This is a genomic window from Endozoicomonas sp. ALB115, from assembly GCF_049310245.1.
In the GTDB taxonomy this organism is placed as follows: Bacteria; Pseudomonadota; Gammaproteobacteria; order Pseudomonadales; family Endozoicomonadaceae; genus Endozoicomonas.
In genome coordinates this window covers 1-5,767 of the sequence record NZ_JBLYZG010000125.1, presented here as the reverse complement: position 1 = coordinate 5,767, position 5,767 = coordinate 1, and the positions used below count along the sequence as shown (strand labels likewise).

General features: G+C 50.3%; 3 protein-coding genes. All 3 read left to right on the top strand.

Features of this window, described 5'->3' with window-relative positions:
• Positions 1-1,578, top strand: a 1,578-nt coding sequence (locus tag ACO6VE_RS23740; RefSeq protein ID WP_422463896.1) for a DUF1601 domain-containing protein, incomplete at its 5' end; no start/stop codon positions are given.
• Between the two features lie 87 nt (positions 1,579-1,665).
• The gene (locus ACO6VE_RS23735) at positions 1,666-4,563 is read left to right on the top strand and encodes a DUF1601 domain-containing protein (RefSeq protein WP_422463894.1); all 2,898 of its coding nucleotides are present in this window, start codon (positions 1,666-1,668) and stop codon (positions 4,561-4,563) included.
• Between the two features lie 225 nt (positions 4,564-4,788).
• Positions 4,789-5,767: hypothetical protein (locus tag ACO6VE_RS23730; RefSeq protein ID WP_422463892.1), on the top strand; the 979-nt coding region annotated here is incomplete at its 3' end.

The following is a 5,767-nucleotide window of genomic DNA, read 5'->3' as shown; positions in this document are numbered from 1 at the left end:
AACGGGCAGGAGCAGACACCGGGTCTCAAAGAGGCTGTGACCGCACTGTTGCCCCACGTGAACACTCAGAAAGACCAATTTAATGCCCAGGAAATCGCCAACCTGCTGTGGGCCATGGCGAAACTGGTGGACAACGGGCTGGAGCAGACACCAGGGTTCAACGAGGTCGTGGCCGCGCTGTTGCCCCACGTGATCGCACTAGAAGACCAATTTAATGCCCAGGAAATCGCCAACCTGCTGTGGGTCATGGCGAAACTGGTGGACAACGGGCAGGAGCAGACACCAGGGCTCAACGAGGTCGTGGCCGCGCTGTTGCCCCACGTGATCGCACAAGAAGACCAATTTAATGCCCAGGGAATCGCCAACCTGCTGTGGGCCATGGCGAAACTGGTGGACAACGGGCAGGAGTGGACAGCAGGGCTCAACGATGCAGTAGCCGCACTGTTGCCCCACGTGAATGCACAGAAAGACCAATTTAGTCCTCAGCATATCGCCAACCTGCTGTGGGCCATGGCGAAGCTGGTGGACAGCGGGCTGGAGAAAACACCAGAGTTCAAAGATGCTCTGGCCGCACTGTTGCCCCACGTGAACGTACAGAAAGACCAATTTATTCCCCAGCATATCGCCAACCTGCTGTGGGCCATGGCGAAACTGGTGAAGAATGGGCAGGAGCAGACACCAGAGTTCAACGAGGCCGTGGCATCGCTGTTGTCCCTCGTGAACGCACAGAAAGCTAATGTAAAACCACAGGAAATCGCCAACCTGCTGTGGGCCACGGCGAATCTGGGTGAGCTCATTGAGCTGAACGTGTTTACATCCACGTTCAACTCTCTTGTCTACAGAATCAGTGAAAACACTCAGTTCTCTCAGCAAGAGATACTGATGTCTCTCTGGGGAGTAATGGTATGCTGTGCCAGGTTGGCTCTGGACTCCAATGCCCATAAAAATAACGTGCTTGAAAAGCACATGGATGACCTGTTGACTCGCCTGGAAAATACATCGCCAGATAATGAAGAGGATCAATCCATCATGATCATGGCCGCAAGTTGGCTTGGCAGAGCCTGTCCGGTCGTTCGCGATTACCAGACAAACATTTCAAAAACCCAGGTCGACTTCCGTGATCAACTCCAATCATCTATTCCATCTTTGAAGATTGAAGAAGAAAAGAGTCTGAACTCATTACCTCCGGTTGACCTGCTACTGCCAGATCACAACATGGTGATTGAAATTCAGGGACCGTTTCATTACGTGGGTGGTGATTTCAACACCAGGAATGGTTCGACTCTGCTGAAAATCGCACTGTTGCAAAAAGCAGGATTTGAGGTCATTGAAATTCCGGTTAACAGGCTTTGCAATCAGGATTTAATGAAACCATACATTGATCAAATAAAGACCAGGATAGGCATCCCACCACAGGAGCATGGCTCTGTATCACTTAAAAGAAGGCTGGCAGATGAGCCATACGTTACTGCTGATAAAGGCAGGCAACCCTCAGATCATGGTTACTTAACCGCCGAAGAACATTCAGAAGTGCAAACCGGCAAACCAGAAAAGAGGAAAAAAACAACCAGCCAGTAAGTAGTTAACCAACATTCCAGCAAAATGAACTTCTGAAAAGAACCACAGTCTGCATTTTATATTTCCATGAATTAATGAAATATAATTATGGATAGAAGCTATGCTGGTATCAGTGGTCCATACACAAGATCAGGCAATGATTACCACCAACCGGATGACCAAGCCACTTCTTCACGGCGTGGACGATATAGGTATGCCACAGTCAGGCAATGGGATAACCCCTCCCGCACTGCCCCGGCGCGAAATGAATTTTACCATTCTTCTTTCACACGCTCTTATCAACATCTACAGTACCGTTCAGTAAACCCTGCTCAAGATTTCAATACCCTCACCAGACAGGAAATAATGGATGGCCTGCTGAGTAAATCTTATCGTTTCGGTGATCGCTATGATGGGAGAAATCACGGTCAATATGCCAGTTCAATTAAAAAATACACGTCAACTGCTAAAAGATCGTTAAATCGAGCTGAACAAAGCCAGCTGATGCGTTTGCTGCAAAATTTCACAGCAACGCGGAGCTGGAATTGGCGAAGCCTGACGACAACACTGCACTCATTTACTTCAGCGGGTGTTTTTACCCCTCATAATCCCTTGGATGAGCGTGTCAGACTTACTCAGGCTGCCTTACTGTCAACACTACTTGATGCAATCATATTCAAGTGCAACCAAAAACCTGAAGCCAGCTATGTTGGTGCCCAGGAAATCGCCAACCTGCTGTGGGCTATGGCGAAACTGGTAGACAGCGGGCAGGAGCGAACACCAGGGCTCAACGCGGCTGTGGCCGCGCTGTTGCCCCACGTGAACGCACAGCAAGACCCATTTATTCCTCAGCATATTGCCAACCTGCTGTGGGCCATGGCGAAACTGGTGGACAACGGGCAGGAGCGAACACCAGAGCTCAATGAGGCCGTGGCCGGGCTATTGCCCCTCGTGAACGCACAGAAAACTCACTTTAAACCACAGGAAATCGCCAGCCTGCTGTGGGCCATGGCGAAACTGGTGGACAACGGGCAGGAACCGACACCAGCATTCAACGAGGCCGTGGCCGCGTTGTTGTCCCGGGTAAACGTACATAAAGACCGATTTAATGCACAGGGTATTACTAACCTGCTGTGGGCCATGGCGAAATTAGTGGACAACGGCCAGCACCGGATACCAGGGCTCAACGAGGCCGTGGCCGCGCTGCTGCCCTGCGTGAATGCACAGAAAGACCAATTTATTCCTCAGCATTTTGCCAACCTGCTGTGGGCCATGGCGAAACTGGTGGACAACGGGCAGGAGCGGACACCAGAGATCAGAGAGGCCGTGGCCACGCTGTTGCCCCACGTGAACGCACAGAAAGACCAATTTAATGCTCAGGGTATCGCCATCCTGCTTTGGGCCATGGCGAAACTGGTGGATAGCGGGCAGAAGCGGACACCAGCGCTCAACGAGGCCGTGGCCGCACTGTTGCCCCACGTGAACGCACAGAAAGACCAATTTATTCCTCAGCATATCGCCAACCTGCTGTGGGCCATGGCAAAACTGGTGGACAACGGCCAGGAGCGGACACCAGAGCTCAACGAGGCTGTGGCCGCACTGTTGCCCCACGTGAACGCACAGAAAGACCAATTTATTCCTCAGCATATTGCCAACCTGCTGTGGGCCATGGCGAAACTGGTGGACAACGGGCAGGAGCAGACACCAGGGCTCAAACAGGCCGTGGCCGCAATGTTGCACCACGTGAGTACACAGAAAGCTAACTTTAAACCACAGGAAATCACCAACCTGCTGTGGGCCATGGCGAAACTGGTGAACAACGGGCAGGAGCGGACACTGCTGCTCAAAGAAGCCGTGGCCGTGCTGTTGCCACAAGTGAACCCAGAGAAAGCCTATTTTAAACCACAGGAAATCGCCAGCCTGCTGTGGGCCATGGCGAAACTGCTGGACAACGGGGAGGATAGGATACCAGAGCTTAAAGAGGCCGTGGCCGCGCTGTTGCCACACGTGAACGCACAGAAAGATAACTTTAAACCACAGGGTATCGCCAACCTGCTGTGGGCCATGGCGAAACTGGTGGATAGCGGGCAAGAGCGGACACCAGAGTTTAACGAGGCCGTGGCCGCGCTGTTGCGCCACGTGAACACACAGAAAGCTAACTTTAAACCACAGGAAATCGCCAATCTGCTGTGGGCCACGGCGAAACTGGGTGAGTTCGTTGAGCTGAAGGTGGTGACCTCTATGTTCGAATCGCTTGTTTACCGAATCAGTGAAAACCCTCAGCTCTCACATCAAGACATATTGATGTCTCTCTGGGGAGTAATGGTTTGCTGTGCCAGATTGTCTCTAAACTCCAATAACAATAACTGGCTTGAAAAGCACATGGATGACCTGTTTACTCGCCTGAAAAATACATTCCCAGACAATCCAGACAATAATGAAGAGGAACAATACGTTATTGCCATGGCCGCAAGTTGGCTTGGGAGATCATGCCCGCTCGTCCCCCATTACCAGACAAGCATGTCAAAACCTCAATCCGACTTCCGCGATCAACTCCAATCATGCTTTCCCTCTTTGCAGATTGAAGAAGAAAAAAGTCTGAACTCACTGCCTCCGGTTGACCTGCTACTGCCAGATCACAACCTGGTGATTGAAGTTCAGGGTCCCTCTCATTACGTGGGTGGTGATTTCACCACCAGGAATGGTTCGACTCTGCTGAAAATCGCACTGTTGCAAAAAGCAGGATTTGAGGTCATTGAAATTCCGGTTAACAGGCTCTTGAGTCAGGATTTAATGAAGCCATACATTGATCAAATAAAGACCAGGATAAGCTTACCGCCACCGGGGCATGGCTCTGTATCACTTAAAAGAAGGTGGGCAGAGGAAGCATACGTTACGGCTGATAAAGGCGGGCAAACCTCAGATCACGGTTACTTGACTGCCGAAGAACATTCAGAGGAGCAAACCGGCAAACCAGCAAAGAGGAAGAAAACAACCAGCCAGTAATTGCCTTCCTCCTATCATGACTCAAGATCCGTTTTCACATGCCGGGAAGGAATGTCAGTGTTGAACACCTGTTGCCCCGGATGATTGGAAAATAACGGGTTGATGGCATCAGGAGTAAATGTGCTTCCCCAACCGTTTACGTTTATAGACATTTCAGCGAAATGAACTTTTGAACAAAACAGAAGTCTGTTTTTTTATATTTTCATGAATTAAAGAAATATAAAAATGGATAGAAAATCTGCTGGTATCAGCGGTCAATACACAAGATCAAATAATGCTTACAACCGACCGGATGACCATGCCGCTTCTTCAAGGCGTGTGCAATATAGATATGGCACAGTCGAACAGTGGGATAATCCCCTCCGTACTACCCCGGGGCGCAACGAATTGTACCACTCTTCTGACGCATGCTCTTCTCAAAATCTAATGTTCCGCTCAGTCAACTCTGCTCAAGATTTCAATACCCTGACCAGACCGGAAATAATGGATGGTCTGGTGAGTAAATCTTATCGTTTCGGTGATCGCTATGATGGGAGACATCACGGTCAATATGCCAGTTCAATTAAAAAATACACGTCAGCGTCTAAAAGACCATTAAATCGAGCCGAACAAAGCCAGCTGATACGTTTACTGCAAAATTTTTCCGTAACACGGAGCTGGAATTGGCGAAGCCTGACGACAACACTTCATTCATTGACTTCAGCGGGTGTTTTTACCCCTCATAACCCCATGGATGAGCGTGTAAAGCTTACTCAAGCTAACTTATTGTCAACGCTACTTGATGCAATAATATTTAACTGCAACCAAAAACCTGAAGCCAGGGATATTGATGCCCGGGGAATAGCTAACCTGCTGTGGTCCATGGCAAAACTGGTGGACAACGGGCAGGAGCGGACACCAGTGTTCAACCAGGCAGTGGCTACGCTGTTACCCCACGTAAATGGACAGAAAGCTAACTTTAAACCACAGGGAATCACCAACCTGCTGTGGGCCATGGCGAAACTGGTTGACAACGGGAAAAAACGGACTCCAGAGCTCAACGAGGCCGTGGCTGCGCTGTTGCCCCACGTGCACGAACAGAAAGACCAACTTAATGCCCAGGGAATCACCAATCTGTTATGGGCCATGGCGAAACTGGTGGACAACGGGCAGGAGCGAACACCAGGGCTCAACGGGGCCGTGGCCGTGCTGTTGCCCCTCGTGA